Source organism: Paenibacillus terrigena DSM 21567 (assembly GCF_000374845.1).
Classification (GTDB): domain Bacteria; phylum Bacillota; class Bacilli; order Paenibacillales; family Paenibacillaceae; genus Paenibacillus_K; species Paenibacillus_K terrigena.
On sequence record NZ_KB895415.1, the window covers coordinates 397,859 to 413,709 of the forward strand.

Genomic DNA, 15,851 nt, shown 5'->3' on the forward strand with positions numbered 1-15,851 from the left:
GAATTCAAGCGTTTTCAGATCGAATTATTTTGTCATTTTCCTGTGAAATAGTAGAATCTTGTCCTAGTGTCCCCAAAATCGCGTATAATAGAGGCAAATCAGAATACGATGAATGCGGTGAAAATACGATGATGGTAAAATCACGTTATGATCTTGAACGAATAATAGATATGGACAAATGGCATAAGCTGCAGGACTCACTCTCCCTCGTCACCAAAATGGCGATCATCACGGTCGATTACAAAGGGGTTCCCGTGACCAAGCACAGCTATTGTCAATCGTTCTGTCAGGGGGTACGACAAGATCCCTTCCTCGCGCAATATTGTCAGAAATGCGATGCACGTGGCGGCTTGGAAGCTGTTCGACTGAACAAACCTTATATTTATCGCTGCCATTTCGATATTCTGGACATTGCGATTCCGATTATTATCGATAACCAATATATCGGTGCGATTATGGCGGGTCAGATCAAGCTTCGTGACGAAGACGCCCCCCTACTGGAGAGAATCGTATCCCGTCCATCAAATGCGGAGACGAACAACAAATTCCGACACCTTAAGGAAGACTATCTCGCTCTGCCCGTATTGTCTTACGAAGAAGTAACGACAATAGCGGACATGCTGTTCCACTTGTGCACGTATATCGTCGAAGAGGCGATACATAAGAATGCAACGATCGATATGTACAAGAAAGCACTATCGCTCGAAGCGGATCCCTCTCTCGATGCGATGAATACGTCGGAACGCACGTATCGAAATATTCAGGCTATTCAGCATGAACTATCCAGCGCACTGATTGAGACTAAAGTCAGACAATCCGTTGCCCAAACCTTCCATGCCTCTAATCCTGCGCTTCAACCAGCATTTGATTATATCTATGCCCATAAGAATGAGAACTTCACGTTGCAATCGATGGCGCAGCAATGTCATATGAGCTCGAGTTATTTTAGCCGCTTGTTTACCAAAGAGACAGGAGAGAATTTCTCGGTCTTTACTGCTAGACTCAAGATAGAATGGGCCAAGCAGCTCTTAGAGACATCTGACCTCGCCGTGAATCAAATTAGCGATGAGCTCGGCTTCTGCGATGCGGGTTATTTTATCAAAACCTTCAAGAAGTTCGAGAACTTAACGCCTGCCGTCTACCGTACGGTATACACGAACAAATCTACCGAGTGAAATACTGCTCGTCTGGAGCACATCCCATAAGCCGAAGCTTGTTCGGACCGTGGTTCACAAAAAGGGCAGCCTGAAAATCAGGCTACCCCTTTTGCAATGTTGCTATCGTTAGTACTGATTTGCCTCAATACGAAGATCCAACGCAGCACCTATTCTACTATTTACATAGATTTTCCAATCTCCACGAATTCCAATCGCAACTTGTTCTTCAAAATGCTGTACTAACTTCTTGCAATGGTTAACAGCCACAAATCCCAGCGCGTAATAGTCTGCTAGATGTTGCTCATCGTCTTCTCATGCTGCAGCAGCCAATCTTTGCGCGACAATCCACCACCATAACCGCCCAAATCGCCATTCGAATTAATGACTCGATGGCATGGAATCACGATGGCTAGCTGATTCGCACCGTTCGCTTGAGCCACAGCGCGGAAAGCCGTCGGTCTGCCAAGTGTTACAGCAATATCCGAATAGGAACGCGTCTCCCCGGGCGGAATCTTCACTAATTGATCCCACACACTTTTCTGAAACGGAGATCCGAGTAAATGAAGCGGCGTCTTGAACCCCTTCAGCTTACCGTCAAAGTACTGCGTCAACTCCTGTTCAATCAATTGAATCGGCTTGGTAGTGCCCGGAATAATCGCTGATTTCGTCCGTAGTCGCAGACGCTCTACCTCACGCTCTAAACCCCGCCGATCTACAAATTCTAATAAATATAGCGCATGCTCATCCGCAATCGCGACCATTGGGCCGAGCTTCGTATCGATCCAAGTAGCTCTAAGCACTTTGCTGTCATCGAGCATCGTAGGCGCTGCGCCCATAATGCGAGAGAACGCATCTCTAAACCCACTGCTGGACTCATAACCCGATGCTAATTGGGTATCAATGACCGTATGCCCTGCTTTAATGTTCTTGAATGCAAGTCCCATGCGGCGGGAGCGTGCATATTCGATAAAGGTCATGCCGAAGCGCTTCTTGAATTGTCGACGTGCGGTCGATTCATCCATGGACAGATCTCTAAAGTCTTGGGTCTTCCAACGTTTCTCCGGGTTCTGCTCCACCGCTTCCACGAGCTGACGAACAACATCGGAAACTTGGTTCGGATGGGACAAGGGACGACAGCGTTGACAAGGCCGAAACGATGCCAGGAGCGCCTCCTTCGCAGTCTCATAAAACTCGCAATTCTCAAACTTCGGTTTCCGAGCGGGACAAGTCGGACGACAGAATACCCCTGTGGACTTGACACCTACATAAAATACACCTTCGTATTCTGAATTTTTCTCGATTAATGCTTGATAATATTCGCCATACCGTGCAGTAGGAATCATTGCAGCACTCCCTAATATGTGTTGTTGTCCTTATTATAGCCATAACCGGGCCGGGCCGTAACCGAAAATCAGGCATTCATTTTTTTGCCTTCACCCAGATATATCCTATTAAAAGCGTGCCTACTTCCTATGTATGGTTTATGATGGTATTGCTATTTCTATTAATATTAATCCAGAAAGGTCGAATAACATGAAAAAATTAGTCTCCGCAATCCTCATTGTTACCCTACTCGCTGCCATCCCACTCTCTGCATCCGCTCACTCTGGAAGACTTGATAAGAATGGTGGCCATAATTGTTCAGCAAAATCGAAGAAAAAAGGATTATGCACCGGATATCACTATCATCGAAAAAACAAATAATCCATATGAATGCTCTAAAACGAAAGGGGCTGTCCCTCGGCCATTTTCATGGCTTTGAGACGGCCCCTTACATTAATGATTATTGACTAATCGAACCTGTTGGATATAACGTCGTACCCCCTATTGAAACTTTGATATTGCTGGATAATGGAACGTTCGTTTCATCAATCACGGTTCTCCACCAATCCCACGCAAGACCTGTACATTCTTTGGCGTGAATTTTGATGTTCTTGGCATTAGGAGGAAGTGGAATCTCTGTCGAGAAATGCGCTGTTTTGTCTCGACCATTTCCTTCCCATGTTTTATGCGTAATGACTTCTTGTCCATTTGCATCAAATGTAAATTCATCCCAAGATACGTCAAACTGAGCTACATATGCACCGCTGTGATCAAGTGTAATTTTACCTCTAGTATATTCTGTCGTCTTGGTCTCAATATACTCCGTATTGTTATGCACAGCAGCAAGGGAATTGTCTTTCAAGAATACACTCGTATACGAAATGGGGTAAGCTGGATTTTTACTGCTAAATTGTGCATTGTCCTTAATTACATTTTGGATGACACTAAAGTCTTTCGTGACGATCTGGTTATGCGTTTGTGCATCGCCGCCTAATACAACAGCTGTAAATGAACTTTCATCATAAATATCTTTGTACTGTCCACTACCACTAACTTGGATGTTAGGATTATTGAGCAATGCTTTAAATGCCGTCTGTACATCACTACTCTTCGAGGTTGTCTCCAATTTCACATAAATGGTTCTGCCATAAGCTACGTTGGATACCATCAGTGGTGGAGCCTCATTACTTACCCCTTTACGGGCTAATTCAGCAAACGTCACACTAGTATCAAAAAGGTCCGATGGATTGTTAGGAAGCGTTGCACTTACCGTATAAAAGATTTGCTTATAAGCAGCGACCATTACTTTTTTCTCGCCGCTTGCTACTGCGTTAAAGTCGATTCCGAGTGTATTGTTAAGGTATTGCGCGTTCACATTAAGTGCACTGGCAATTTGATTTTTGCTGTACACCATCGATTCTGCATACTGTAATCTTGCAGGCAGTGTGTGTGTGTTCGAGTACTTGTCAACCCAAGTCGACACGAGCTGATCAACGGCACCAGAAACACTGCTGAAATTTGGATTTTGAACCGTAATTGTATTTTCACTCTTCAGCCCAGGTAGATCAATGCTAATATCTAATGGTTTTCTCGCGGCCATAACCAGACTAGGCTGATTATTCGCAAAATCTTCATTGGCAAGCTGTATTGCACCTGGATACGTGCGATTCGTGATCGAATCAATAATGGAAATATCTACGGGTGAGGTTGCGAGTGATTTTTTATCCCGCTCAACCACGATAAATTTGCCATTGGACTTGGTACCTTCTTTAGGAACAAAACTACTGATTTGATCGCCATTGACGGCCAAAACTTCATTACGATTGTAATTTAGGCCTGCGATCCCAGTATCAATATCATTGGGCACGTACGCTTCAGCGAATGAAATACTAGAGAATGTGAATACGCTTACACTAACTAATAGACTACATAACCATTTCGCTCTATTAACACGTTTTTGAGTTTTCATACATATTCCCCTCCTATATTTATATTGTATAGCAGTAGGATCCTACACTATATATATCGGTTTTTTGGTAGAAAAGTTGATACAGTTGTAGCAAAAAAATATCACGAGGGCTACATTTTGTTTCGCTCACGCTTCATAATCACCGCTCATGTTGCAACCTTTCTATGTCCAACAACACGAAAAGGCTGTCCCCTGAGGAACCACGGGGATATCATGTGTAAAAGCCAGATCCATAAAAGGACCTGGCTTCCATTTATCAGTACAAGCGATGTCTACCAAATGCTTACGCGGTCCTCAGGAGCCACATATTGCGCATCCTTAGCCGTTACACCATACGTTTTGTAGAATTCTTCAAAGTTCGAAATCGTACGGTTAACACGAACCTTATTCGCAGAGTGCGTATCAATCGTTGTCATATACGCAGCGATTTCCTTGGTCATCGTAGAACGCCAGATCGTTGCATATCCTTCGAAGTAGGCTTTATAATCCGGATTCGTAAGCTGAGAAGCCACTTGAAGGGATGTCGCCATGCCGCCAATATCCGCAATATTCTCACTTACCGTTAATTGACCGTTATTGTAAGCGCCAGGAACAACTTCAATGTGATCGTAGAATTTAATCACTTCTTCACACTTCGCTTGGAACTTCTTATAGTCTTCTTCCGTCCACCAATTCACCGCATTACCGTTCTCATCATAAGCTGCGCCTAAATTGTCGAAGGCATGACTGATTTCATGCGCAATGACCATTCCGATCGCACCCAAATTCGCTTCAGGTTTCGCTTTAATATCATAGAAAGGCGCTTGCAGAATACCTGCCGGGAACACGATTTCGTTATTCATTGGGTTATAGTAGGCATTTACATCATATACAGCCATAATCCATGCGCTCTTATCGACAGCTTTACCGAGAGAAGCTTTCATCATCGTGCTGTATGCTTTGGTAATGGCAACCGTGTTGGAGAACAGGGAACCACCATTGTCAGCCGTCTTAATCGAGACTGGATCTAACGCTTTGCTCCATTGATCCGGGTAACCGATCTTAACAGTCATTTTCTTCAGCTTCTGAATCGCTTTGGTCTTCGTCGTCTCCGACATCCAATCTAGCGTTTGAATACGTTTCTCGTACGTCGCGATAAACTGCCCTACCATCTTCTCAACATCCTGCTTCGCTTCCTTCGTGAAATATTGCTTCACGAATTCTTGTCCAAGGTAGTCGCTCATCATAGCTTTTGTTGTACTTACTGCAATTTGCTCGTTGGTTTTCTCACCTACAACACCATAAAGATCCGCGCTGAATTGATTGCTCGCTTGGATGAAATCATCCGACAACATGCCGCCTGTCTTCATGAGGAACATGGACTTCGCGTAAGATTTCAACGTGCTAAGATTCGCCTCTGTGAGTACCTCTGCCGACTTGTTCGCAAGTCCGACATCCGTCACAATAATTTTATCGGCTTGATCCAATTGAAGATCCTTCATCATTTGCGCCATATCAACGGTTTTGAATAGGGCCAGGAACTTCTCTTTTGTGTAAGGATTGTAGAATTTGTTCACATTGCCTTGATCTTGGATATCCATCGCTGCTGCGGCCAGATCTTTCTCGAATGCGAATACAGCTTCTGCTTGTGTTTTAGCAGATTGCTCTTTCTCACCGGACAAGACCAATAGCTTCGTTAAATAGTCTATGTATACCTTCTTCGTCTTCTCATCTCCGGAGACATAACTGTTCTTGTCGAGTCCCATGCCAAGGCCAGAGAAATAGAGTGCATTAACGGAGCTGTTCTTCGCATCAGCCATCACAGCAAATGACATAAGAGGGCCCATATTGGTCGCTTTGTTGATCTCATTATTTGCCTCGAACAATTCCTTGATCGTCGTCGCTTTATCAAGGGCTGCTAGGTAAGGCGCGATCGGCTTGATGCCTTCTTGGTTACGGCTCTTCATATCGAGGGCAGATTTGTAGAAATCCGCGATTTTCTGTTCTTTGGTGCCTGCTGCATTCTGCTGCTTCACTAGTTCATCGATAATGCCTTTTACTTTCTCTTCATTCGAAGTCATGAGTTCGTTAAATACGCCATTTCCCATTTCGCCCGCAGGAATCTTCGAAGCATTCAACCATTTCTTATTAATAAATTCATAATAATCATCACGTGGATTCGTTCCATTCAACGCAAAAATGCGGTTCGCGAGAGTACGCAATTGTTCCTTCGTCACGCGGTCCGATACGCCGAGACGACCATCCGGATAACCGCTCAGGATCCCTGCTGAAGCCAGCTTGGCAATATCATTTTGTGCCCACTTCGGCACATCCGTAAATGCTGCAGCCGTGTTCCCTACACGTAAATCATTACCTTGCGGCGCAGGTAGATTCGAGAACGCGCGGCTAAGCATAATCAATGCCTCAATGCGGGATACCGATTGATCCAGGTTCAAGTTCCCTTTGGCGTCGCCTTTCAAAATATCCTCTTTCTTCACGCCCGGATTGTAATCATCCGCTGCACCGAGTAGGTAATCCACGACTTCCCCACGTGTTGCATATGGTTCTGCTTCTTGTGCAAATGCCGATACCGGCACCATCAGCAGCATGCATGTGGAGAGCAGGATCGCTAATCTCCTTTTCATTCCGTAAAACCTCCTATAATTTGGTATAACTTCAATGCTGTTACCTTCATGATGAATTGCAGGCTTGTCAACATCGTCAATGCTATTTATTCTCCAAGTATACCCAGCAATCCTCTTATGGATTTGGATATTTTGTGAAAATTAGGGCTTAATCGACTTTCATTCCATTCGTCGGGACATCGAAATACCTGGTTTTGGAAGGCAGCAAAATGCACACGCTGAGTATATACAGTGCAGATATCGCAAGCGCGGATTGCGTAATATCCAGTACGATTAAATTCAGTGCAATAAAATAAATCCAGGCACCTACATTTGAAATTCCGATTCCGAATAACAAGATCATCGGGTACTTCCATGCTTCCATCTAAGTCTTCCGTTTCATTCGAGCAACTCCTATCCTCGATAACAAAAATCCATTATTCCCCTTACCAAGCCAATCATGGTTCTATCCAAATTACTTGTCTATGCATGCTTTGTCAATATAAATAGACCGGAGCCCCTTGCCTCGCAAGGAATCCCGGTCTTTCCTCATGATAGATGAATACTCGATTAAATCATCCAACGCCCATAGGCGAACAACACAGTTGTAAGAATCGCAAAACCAACGAATAACAATTTCACTAATTTCATCATAAACTCACCTACGCTTTATGTATCGCTCGATTCCATAGCCCGGATATTTCTCGTATGCATGCCATTATTTGATTCGCGCCCTCCCCATCCTGATGTAATCGCATTGCCTTTGCATAGGTCCTGCGGTTCTGATACAGTTCCATCATGGCCTCCATGAAGGCTTGCTCGGTCATGTCGTGTTCCAGCAGTAAACTGGCATACCCCTTCTTATGAAAATATTGCGCGTTCACCACCTGTCCCTTGACACTTCCCCCATACGCATGAGGAATTAATAGCATCGGTTTATGAAGGGTCAGCAGCTCCATCATGGAATTTGATCCTGCTCGAGATACCACAATATCAGCCATCGCGATCAGGTTTGGCAGTTCGTCTCCTACGAACTCAAAAGTCCGGTAACCCTGTATCGATGCAGTCTCATCCATTTTCCCTTTGCCGCAGATATGGACGATTTGGAACGACTTCGTAAGCTCTGATAATGTACTCCGCACCATCTGGTTAATCCGTTGCGCACCTTGGCTTCCCCCCATGATGAGAACAACAGGTCGATCCGCCGTAAATCCACACAACTTTAATCCTTGTAGCGTGTTGCCTGATCGAATCTCGGGTCGAATGATCGGTCCCGTATAAAGAGCATATCGTGAGGACTTAGCCTCCGCCGTCTCTGGAAATGTCGTACACATCTGATTAGCTAGAGGAAGTGCAATGCGATTAGCAAGCCCCATGTTCAGATCCGGCTCATGAATAATGATGGGGATCCGGCACAGCTTTGCTCCAAGCACCACAGGAACAGAGACGAAGCCACCCATGGAGAAAACGACGTCTGGCTTAATCTGCCGCATCAACCGATAAGATTGGAAGACCCCCTTCACAACCCTGAACACATCCTTCACATTATCCCATGAGAAATAGCGTCTGAGTTTCCCTGTTGATATGGGATGATAGTTGACTGCTTCGCTACGTTGTACCAATTCACGCTCAATCCCTTGTTCAGAACCGATATAATGGATATTCCAGTTCTCCTCCGCACATTTAGAGATTAATACCAGATTACCTGTGACATGGCCTGCAGAGCCGCCTCCCGTAAACACTATCGTCTGGCTCATGCCAGCATTCCCCCTCGATTTAACATCTCACGAATTTCCCGTTTACTCATCATGGCATGCTCTGAATCGTAATACTTTAAGGTCACAGCTGGACGGCTTGAATAATATTCCTGCAAACCTGCAATCTCAAAGGAAGGTAAGATCACGTAATAGTGTTCATCGAGATCAATCGCATAGCGGCTCTCAAACTCAGAGATCAGAATCTCATTCAGTCGTTCTCCAGGACGTGCTCCGGTCTCGCGAATCGATATCGTCGATGTAGCTAAATCTTCAATTAATACTTGAGCGAGATCTTTAATATGGCATGAAGGCATTTTGGTAACGAAAATCTCACCCCCCCTGCTGTCGACCGTTGCTTTAAGAAGGAGCTCTATTGCATCACTAACCGTCAGGAAAAACCGCGTCATCCTAACATCGGTCAGACCCACTTCCAAACCTTGCTCAATCCGCTGTCTGAAAATCGGAACAACACTTCCCACCGAACCAAGGACATTCCCGCTTCGTACACATACGAATTGCGTGTTCCCCTCTCTTACGTTCGCATGGATCATCAGCTTCTCCCCGAGCGCTTTGGTCATGCCATAAGTATTGGAGGGGTGCGATGCCTTGTCGGTCGACACATAAACCACTTTCTTCACTAGGTTCGTGATCGCAGCTTGGATGACATTCTGCGTACCAAGCACATTCGTCTTGAAGGCCTGATCGGGCTGCTGCTCACAGATGGGTACATGCTTCAAAGCGGCTAAGTGATAGACAATATCGACTTGATGGCATGCCTGCATCAGTTCATCTTGATCACGAATATCCCCGATGATAAATGTCAAAGCTGGGTGATGCTGAAATTGCTGCTTCATTTCCACTTGAAGTGATTCATTGCGAGAGAATATTCGGATCTCCTTCGGGGATTTATCGAGTAATTTACGAACAAGCTCTTGTCCCCATGAGCCTGTCCCTCCTGTAATTAGTATCGTGTGGTTCTTCATCGTTCAGTCCTCCATATATCTTAAAATCCATCTTGGTTACTCCAATACATCGTATAACGATGCAGATGAGTAAAAAAATATCTTGTCCAATCATGCTAAGAGGATAACACAATATACATCGTAATACAAGGTACTAAGTTATACATAGTATAACTTTCCAGCATAACAGCTGTTTCACCTTCATATAAAAAAGGCCTTGCCCCTAGCGGCAAAGCCCTCACTTTGATCTTATCTTTTATACATAACCGGGAAATAGTCATTCGCGAAAGGTTGCCCATTCACAGGACGCGGTCCAAGCAATCGGATGTTACTGTGGACTTGAATGCCATCACGGTAACCCGTTCCTCCCTTCATTACATGCGCAACGACGGACAGACGGGGATCATTCGTCATGTTCGGACCTGAACCGTGGAACGTCAGTCCATGATGGAAGCTTGCTTGACCTGCTTTGAGAATACAAGGCTCTTCGACCCAGTCACGGCCTCCCGCATATTTCTGCTTCAATTGATCCATGTCTTGATTGAAGAAAGAGTTGCTATCCGGGATAAGCCCCCACTTATGGGATCCCAAGATCGTCATCATGCCGCCGTTCGTTAAATCCGTGTCTTGAAGTGCGATCCACACTGTAATCATGTCAGGCGTGTCCGAGCACTGCCAGTAGGCATAGTCTTGGTGCCAGCCAACATTACCGGACGCAGTAGTCTTGTCCCCAGTACCCGGCTTATAAATAACTTGATCATGCCAAAGACGAATTTCATTCGCTTCAAGCAAGTCAGCGCAAAGCTCTCCAATGAAAGGATCTGTAACGACCTTGTGTACCTCGTCATTAATCCACCAGCCGTTATCAAATTTCCGTAACGCATCAGGATTGTCGCTGAGATAGAGTGGATGCATCGGCTCCCCATTTCCGTCGAACTGTCCAGACCAAATCCGTTCATGCGCCTGGCGCAGACGTTCGATTTGCTCGTCGTCGATCAGCTTCGGACTGATCCAGTACCCGTCCCGATTGAACGTTTCCTTATCCTCTGCCGTAATTGTATACTGACGTTCTGCTTGTAAAGTCAATGAAATCTCCTCCTCCAATGTGATTAACCTCATATTAACCGCTCATGACATCATTTGACGTTCACAAGATTACAAAGTAGGATGAGAAACAAATGAACATACACAGAAACATGATTAAAGGAGAGGATCGCTTGCTTCGCTGGGCCTACAATATCGAAATCAATCCCCCCATCCCGTTGGTACCTGAATTCGTCATGTTCGGAAGCGATGAAATTCGTAAAGCGCTGCCGCTCTTCGAGCATGAACACCCGGGATGTTACGAATTCGTCCTTATTGAGCGTGGAAAAGCCAGTTGGGAACTGGGGGATTGCATATACGAGACGCAAGCTGGTGACGTATTCCATACACGCCCTGGAGAGAAACATCGTGGCGGCTTCGACGTGATCGAGCCTTGCAAATTCTGGTGGTTCATTGTAACCGCCCCCCATCATCAAGGCTGGCTTCGACTCTCATCGGAGGAGAGCCGGATCATCGAACAATCGCTCGCACGATTGCCAAGAGTCGTTCAGGTCGGATTGAACCCTGTTGATTCGTTGAAGAGGTTCAAGAAAGCGCTGATGGATAGCAGTCCGATGCGAAGCATCTCGGTACGCCATGCACTGGTTGATTTGATGCTGACCATGACACAGCCCGTCACCGGCACCCGGACCGTCGCAGATGATCTATTGTGTCAATTCGATCGGCTTATCGCCAAAATCAATCAAGAACCAGAATGGCGGCCTTCCGTCGAAGAGTTGGCCGCGTCCACAGGCGTCAGCGCTTCCCACTTCTACCGTACCTTTCAGGAATATACCGGTGAACCGCCCATCACGTTCATCGAACGGCTTCGGGTGAAGGCCGCTTGCCGCCTACTTACGGAAACCCAAGATTCCGTTACGGAGATTACCTATCGGTTAGGTTATCAATCCAGTCAACATTTTGCTACGGTATTCAAGCGTTGGGTCGGCGTGACCCCCACCCAGTGGCGGAAGACCCGCAGCGGCAGCCAGCCGCCACAAACCAACTAACCGTGATGACGCATGGGAATTGTCTGACGCAAATTCGCATGCTGCGTGCCAAAGAATAGAACATGAAAAAGATCGCCCTGCACCTTGCAAAACAAGGGCGAGAGCGATCTTTAATTTCACTTTGTACAACTTTTCCTCAATGACAACATCGTAGCTATTAGCAGCGTACTTTCCGGTATTTCGCCGTTCGGGCATCCTCAATGATACCGCTCCAATTCAATCCGAAGCCGAAATCATATACATTGCCTTCCGTATCTACATGGCACGTCATATCGTGCGGTACGTCTTCGAATTGTTCCTCAACCGTCTCCATGTTCGCCGGCATCTGGAACGGCAGCAAGGCGGAAGGTTCGAAAGAACCTGTCAGAACTTCCATAATCGCTTGAATCTTCACGCCAAAGTTCGTGATGATGGCATCGGCCGCCGCTTCAAACTCCGCAACGATGGTCGGATTCGACTGCATGATGGACACAATGACCGGCTTGCCTTTCATCTTCTCCTTCGTTTCGAGAATCGCGTCCAAATCGTGCGCATTGTGTGTCGTGACCGTCTTGCCTTTATACGTGCGATTCAACACATCGTTTTCCCTCGGGTCGCCGGCTATGCTGCGTTCGCGGGCAAGGTCGGCGGTATACGGACGGTATTGCAGGCTGATCGGCACATAGCCATTCCCGCCTTGGTCTGCTTCTTTCTGGCTGTAGCCGATGCCCGAGTTCGGATTTTTGATGAATACGAGTCCGAAGTCGGCCTCTTCCGGCGTATCGGTCACATCAAAGTAATCGGCTACGACGCTCAGATCGACGGGATACTCTAATTTCTCCGGCGTAGGCATGCCAACCCAGTTTTCCCCGGCAGGTAAATACCGCTTTGGAATGTAGACTTTCTTGCGCTCTTTGATCGGAAGGAGCTGTCCCTTGTTTTTCAGAAGAACGATCGATTTCAGCTGCGCTTCAAAGCCTGCGTCTACGAACTCGGCACAACCAACGATCTTTTGGCTTTCCTCAGGCTGCAGGTAAGGATTCTCGAAAAGGCCTGGACGGAAGATGTTCAGCAGCAGCCGTACCGCCGACTTCTCAAAACGAGCTCGCATAAACGCTTTCCCGTGCTCTTTTACGCCCATTTGATAGGCTTCCAGTACCGGACCCGCATCGTTGTTACCGCCGAATTGGTCAACGCCTGCCATAATCAGCTTATAGTGCCGTTCCGCAACGGAAAGATGCTCAACCCCCCACGACTTGCCGCAAAGAACAGAGCCTTTGCGATCGCTTTCATCGTTCGTAATTCCCCAATCCGTACATACAACGCCATCATAACCATATTTTTCGCGAAGTAAATCAGTAATTAAATAACGGTTGTAAGAATTGCCGACGTTCTCTCCATTTGTCTTATCCTGTTCGTACGAGATGGTATAATAAGGCATTACGGCCGATGCAAGTCCTGTCTTGCCTTCCAGTTGGAAAGCGCCTTCAAGGAACGGTTTCAAATGCTCCTCGAAGTTGTTCCCCGGATATACGGCATACTTCCCGCAGCTGAAATGCGCATCTCTTCCGCCTTCACCTGAGCCTCCACCCGGCCAATGCTTCACCATCGCATTTACGCTATCATTCCCCCAACCGTCTGTCAGTTCGTGTTCTCCTTCGGTCGTCTGGAAGCCGTCTACATAAGCCCGAGCCATATCGGTGGACAATTTCGGGTCCTCACCGAACGTGCCGTTAAAACGGTGCCAGCGCGGATCGGTGGCGATATCGATTTGCGGCGACAATGCAGTCGCCATGCCGAGTGCACGGTATTCTTTCGATGCGATTTCTCCGAATTGACGGGTGATCGCCGGATCGAAAGTAGCCGCAAGTCCGAGCGTTTCTGGCCAGAATGACACACGGGACGTCGAAGCTGCACCGGCATTGAACTCGGAACTTGCGTCGAAGCCGTGACGCGGGTCGGAGCTGTTGTTCACCGGAATACCGAAGCCGCTCCCCTCCGCGACGGCCTGCAGCCGGTTGTTCCAGCGTGCCGACGATTCAGCGTTTTCTACCATCATGATCAGGAAATGACGAAGATGGGTCTGTACCAGGAATGCAAGCTGCTCGTCCGTCAAGTCCCAGGGCTTGGCGCCGCTCTCTTCATAAGTTTTACCAGCGTACGATCCTCCGAACCACCCGCCACTTCTTGCTGGAATGTTCTGATGGGTACTATACAGCATCAATCCTGCGATTTCTTCGATGGAGAGTCTGGATGCCAAATCCTTGGCACGCTCCTCAACTGGCAGCCGCCAGTCTTCGTACGGCTTCAAGACACCGTCTTTGCTTGTGTTCTTAAAATATAAGCCGTCCTTCTCGATGATCCGAACCCCAGATGCGGTCGAATACCCCAGCGTGGGTCCATTTTCATTGCGGATATATTGAATGGTCGGCTCGTAGTGTAAAGCAGTTTCGCGGTTTGACATGAATGAATCCTACCTTTCATTTTTCAAATGTTATATCCCTTTTGACTCTAGAGCGGCACTCAGATGCTGCTTCTCCGGCCCGAATGGTTCCCCAATTTCGGGCAGCGGCCTTGTTGCAAGGATGCCGGCAAGGAGGCAAGCAGCAAGTGCGATGTAGAAGAATGTCCATCCGCCTATGCCCAGCAGCAGAGGGGCAATCGCTGGTACAATCGATTGAGGAAGCGTATTCGCAACATTCATCAGTCCGAAATCTTTGGCAGAGTCTTCTTTGCGCGGCAATATTCGGGCAACTAACGCCATATCTACTGCCGAGAAGCATCCGGTGCCAAGACCCTTAATGACGGTAGCAATGACGAAGGCCGAGTAATTCGGGATGAACGCGAATATTAAGGCACCGATCATCACGATAACACCAGAACCGTAAAGGAACGGTTTTTGCTTCTTGGCTTTGTCGGATAGCATACCTCCGAGCACGCTCGTCAAAGCCATCGCGACGAGCGAAATCATTTGGAGCATGGCAACCCCTGACGTCGCCTTGGCTTCGGAATAGCCCAAGCGGTTCACAAGCATGACCGCTAAATAGACGCTGCCGCTTGACCCCATCATCAGCAGAAACTTGGACACGATAGCCCAGGTGAATTCCGGATATTTTCTCGGACTTGGATAGATGGTACCGAGCTTCTTGACGAACGGAATATGGGCTGACTTCACTTTTTCAACCGTGTGTTTCCCATCCTTAATTAAGAATGAACTGATAATCGGTCCGATGATGCCGATGATCGACAGCAGACCCCATTTCGTCATCGATGCTGAGTCTGTCATGGATGTCATCAACATCATTCCGAGAACAACCGCGATCGGTGTGACGAGTCCAAGAATGCCTGAGATGGTACCTTGTTTCTCAACCGGTACTTGGTCGGGAATGAGTGCAGTAAAGGCTGCCATACCGAAGTTAAAGAAAAGCTGCGCGATTGCCCATGCTGCAGCCACTTGCCAAATTTCTGTCGCCATACCGATCCACAATAAACATGCGCAGCCTATGAGCGGTCCGACGATGATCCAGGTTCGTCGGCGACCAAAGGCGACATTCGTCCGGTCGCTGATCATTCCTCCAATCGGATTGCCAATCAGCGCAAAAAATGCACCGATTCCAGCCACGATTCCAAAGGTGGACGTGTAGTCATTTGGACTGATTTCGATTATTTTGAAGGTTAACAGCAGCATTGCCGGCGTAATGAGCGCGATCATCATGCATGCGTAACCTAATATAATACCGAAAGTCAATCTTCTAAACGGTGTTACCACGGGTCCGTAGTTTATTTCACGGTCCATATTCTAGCCCCCTAGTTGATGAGTAAACGTTTTCATTTCCTTCAATACCCAATTGTGAAGAATTAAAGTCACTAACCATTCGGTCTGATAGAGCTTCACCTCCTTTGAAAGATTATCGCGACGAATATTCCGTTCAGCTATTTCGCTGTCTCCTCAAATCTTCGTCTATTGACTATAACGCATGCCGAGCAACTTTTATGGTACAATCAAAG

Annotated in this window: 11 protein-coding genes and 1 pseudogene; 3 read left to right on the forward strand and 9 right to left on the reverse strand. The window is 46.9% G+C overall.

Annotated elements, in window-relative coordinates:
• Window positions 1–128 precede the first annotated feature (128 nt).
• Window positions 129–1,175, forward strand: coding sequence for a PocR ligand-binding domain-containing protein (locus tag C558_RS0113455; protein WP_018756805.1), 1,047 nt, complete (start codon window positions 129–131; stop codon window positions 1,173–1,175).
• Window positions 1,176–1,447: 272 nt separating this feature from the next.
• Here the strand turns inward: C558_RS0113455 and C558_RS0113460 are convergent, their stop codons facing one another.
• On the reverse strand, window positions 1,448–2,500 hold the full coding sequence (locus C558_RS0113460; protein ID WP_018756806.1) for a bifunctional transcriptional activator/DNA repair enzyme AdaA: 1,053 nt from the start codon (window positions 2,498–2,500) through the stop codon (window positions 1,448–1,450).
• A 190-nt stretch (window positions 2,501–2,690) separates the two neighbouring features.
• Between C558_RS0113460 and C558_RS33785 the strand changes: the two genes are divergently transcribed.
• Window positions 2,691–2,861: a YHYH domain-containing protein gene (locus tag C558_RS33785; protein WP_156826113.1), complete on the forward strand. Its 171-nt coding sequence runs from the start codon at window positions 2,691–2,693 to the stop codon at window positions 2,859–2,861.
• Between the two features lie 79 nt (window positions 2,862–2,940).
• Here C558_RS33785 and C558_RS0113470 read toward each other — a convergent pair whose 3' ends face one another.
• The 6 genes and pseudogenes from C558_RS0113470 to C558_RS0113505 form a co-directional block, all read right to left on the reverse strand.
• Window positions 2,941–4,449 carry a thiol-activated cytolysin family protein gene (locus C558_RS0113470; RefSeq protein ID WP_018756807.1) on the reverse strand — a complete coding sequence of 503 codons (1,509 nt, stop codon included), beginning with the start codon at window positions 4,447–4,449 and terminating at the stop codon, window positions 2,941–2,943.
• A 272-nt stretch (window positions 4,450–4,721) separates the two neighbouring features.
• Complete coding sequence (locus tag C558_RS0113475) at window positions 4,722–7,073, reverse strand: M13-type metalloendopeptidase (protein WP_018756808.1); 2,352 nt, start codon at window positions 7,071–7,073, stop codon at window positions 4,722–4,724.
• A gap of 220 nt (window positions 7,074–7,293) precedes the next feature.
• A pseudogene (locus tag C558_RS0113485) lies at window positions 7,294–7,437 on the reverse strand (MFS transporter); the annotation flags it as partial.
• Between the two features lie 277 nt (window positions 7,438–7,714).
• On the reverse strand, window positions 7,715–8,809 hold the full coding sequence (locus C558_RS0113495) for an undecaprenyldiphospho-muramoylpentapeptide beta-N-acetylglucosaminyltransferase (RefSeq protein ID WP_018756810.1): 1,095 nt from the start codon (window positions 8,807–8,809) through the stop codon (window positions 7,715–7,717).
• Window positions 8,806–9,792 carry an SDR family NAD(P)-dependent oxidoreductase gene (locus tag C558_RS0113500; protein WP_018756811.1) on the reverse strand — a complete coding sequence of 329 codons (987 nt, stop codon included), beginning with the start codon at window positions 9,790–9,792 and terminating at the stop codon, window positions 8,806–8,808. The genes C558_RS0113495 and C558_RS0113500 overlap by 4 nt, the downstream gene beginning before the upstream one ends.
• Before the next feature lie 228 nt (window positions 9,793–10,020).
• Window positions 10,021–10,857 carry a phytanoyl-CoA dioxygenase family protein gene (locus C558_RS0113505; protein WP_018756812.1) on the reverse strand — a complete coding sequence of 279 codons (837 nt, stop codon included), beginning with the start codon at window positions 10,855–10,857 and terminating at the stop codon, window positions 10,021–10,023.
• Between the two features lie 110 nt (window positions 10,858–10,967).
• Here C558_RS0113505 and C558_RS0113510 point away from each other — a divergent pair, with 110 nt between their 5' ends.
• Window positions 10,968–11,864 (forward strand): helix-turn-helix domain-containing protein, encoded by an 897-nt coding sequence (locus C558_RS0113510; RefSeq protein WP_211220757.1) that lies wholly within the window; start codon window positions 10,968–10,970, stop codon window positions 11,862–11,864.
• Between the two features lie 157 nt (window positions 11,865–12,021).
• Here C558_RS0113510 and C558_RS0113515 read toward each other — a convergent pair whose 3' ends face one another.
• Both C558_RS0113515 and C558_RS0113520 read right to left on the reverse strand, forming a co-directional pair.
• Entirely contained in the window at window positions 12,022–14,307 is a 2,286-nt protein-coding gene (locus tag C558_RS0113515; protein WP_018756814.1) for a glycoside hydrolase family 3 protein, read from the reverse strand.
• Between the two features lie 30 nt (window positions 14,308–14,337).
• Entirely contained in the window at window positions 14,338–15,639 is a 1,302-nt protein-coding gene (locus tag C558_RS0113520; protein ID WP_018756815.1) for an MFS transporter, read from the reverse strand.
• Window positions 15,640–15,851 lie beyond the last annotated feature (212 nt).

Bases quoted from the DNA above. Each gene is read 5' to 3' on its own strand.
- C558_RS0113455 (WP_018756805.1), top strand. From the start codon at position 129: ATGATGGTAAAATCACGTTATGATCTTGAACGAATAATAGATATGGAC.
- C558_RS0113460 (WP_018756806.1), bottom strand. From the start codon at position 2,500: ATGATTCCTACTGCACGGTATGGCGAATATTATCAAGCATTAATCGAG.
- C558_RS33785 (WP_156826113.1), top strand. From the start codon at position 2,691: ATGAAAAAATTAGTCTCCGCAATCCTCATTGTTACCCTACTCGCTGCC.
- C558_RS0113470 (WP_018756807.1), bottom strand. From the start codon at position 4,449: ATGAAAACTCAAAAACGTGTTAATAGAGCGAAATGGTTATGTAGTCTA.
- C558_RS0113475 (WP_018756808.1), bottom strand. From the start codon at position 7,073: ATGAAAAGGAGATTAGCGATCCTGCTCTCCACATGCATGCTGCTGATG.
- C558_RS0113495 (WP_018756810.1), bottom strand. From the start codon at position 8,809: ATGAGCCAGACGATAGTGTTTACGGGAGGCGGCTCTGCAGGCCATGTC.
- C558_RS0113500 (WP_018756811.1), bottom strand. From the start codon at position 9,792: ATGAAGAACCACACGATACTAATTACAGGAGGGACAGGCTCATGGGGA.
- C558_RS0113510 (WP_211220757.1), top strand. From the start codon at position 10,968: ATGATTAAAGGAGAGGATCGCTTGCTTCGCTGGGCCTACAATATCGAA.
- C558_RS0113515 (WP_018756814.1), bottom strand. From the start codon at position 14,307: ATGTCAAACCGCGAAACTGCTTTACACTACGAGCCGACCATTCAATAT.
- C558_RS0113520 (WP_018756815.1), bottom strand. From the start codon at position 15,639: ATGGACCGTGAAATAAACTACGGACCCGTGGTAACACCGTTTAGAAGA.